Below are 1118 nucleotides of genomic sequence, written 5' to 3'. Positions count from 1 at the left end.
GCTCATGACCGCGATCCAGTCGCGCCGGGTCGGTTCGCCGACCGGCGGCAGCAGTTGATCACCGGCCATCGTGCGGGTCTTGGATATTCACTTTGACCGTCCCCGACATGCCTGGGCGGATTTTGCCTTGCAGCGGGTTGTCGGCGGCGAAGGTCAGTTTGACCGGAATCCGTTGTACGACCTTGGTGAAGTTGCCCGTGGCATTGTCCGGTGGCAGCAGGCTGAACTGCGCGCCGGAAGCGCCGAACAGGTTGGCCACGCGGCCTTCGATTGGAGTGTCGCTGTAGGCGTCGAACGTCAGCTCGGCTTTTTGCCCGGGTTGCATGTGGCCGATCTGGGTTTCCTTGAAGTTGGCCTGCACCCAGATGTCCTGGTCCGGGACGATCGACAGCAGGTAGGCACCGGCTTGCACATATTGACCGTTGCGCGCGGCACGCTGGCCGATCAGGCCGCTGATGGGCGCGTGGATTTCGCTGCGAGTCAGGTTCAGTTCGGCCTGGGCCAGGTCGGTCTTGGCGTTGGCGATCATCGCGTCGAGGCGTTTGATCTCGGCGTTCAGAGCATTGACCTGCTGGCGCTGGCCCTGCAGGTCGGCCTGGGCCATGGTCACCTGGGAGCGAGCGATATGGTTGTCGGCGTCAAGGGTGGTGACGCGTTCTTCGGAGACATAGCCGGGTTTGCGCAGGGTTTGTGCGCGGTTCAGGTCGATCTGCGAGCGGCCGAGGGTGGCCTGGCTGGAAGAAACCTTGGCTGCACCGGCAGCGATCAGGCTGGCTTGCTGGGTCAGTTTGCTCTGGGCCTGCACGCGCTCGGCTTCGCGCATGGCCAGGGCGGCGTTGGCGCGGTCGACGGCGAGGTGGAAGTCGTCGCCTTCGAGCCTGACCAGCAGTTGGCCTTTTTCCACGTGTTCGTTGTCGCCCACCAGCACCTCGACGATGCGCGCGCCCAGTTGGCTGGAGACCCGGGTGATCTCGCCCTGGACGTAGGCGTTGTCGGTGCTTTCATAAAAGCGGCCCTTGAAGAACCACTGGGCGAAAAAGCCCGCGGCAATCAGGACCACGATCAACAGGAAGATAAACAGGCGGCGTTTGAGCGGGGCAGGCATGGCGATCATGTCG

1 protein-coding gene is annotated in these 1118 nt (G+C 63.5%); it reads right to left on the bottom strand.

The window, feature by feature from the left end; all coding sequences use genetic code 11:
- Positions 1–58 precede the first annotated feature (58 nt).
- The coding region (locus tag ACZ6ZQ_RS38615; protein ID WP_469773204.1) for an HlyD family secretion protein at positions 59–1118 on the bottom strand (1060 nt) is incomplete at its 5' end.

The organism is Streptomyces sp. NPDC053673 (genome assembly GCF_055585225.1).
Note: the sequence above shows the minus strand (reverse complement) of the source record. Positions and strands in the feature narration are given on the sequence as shown.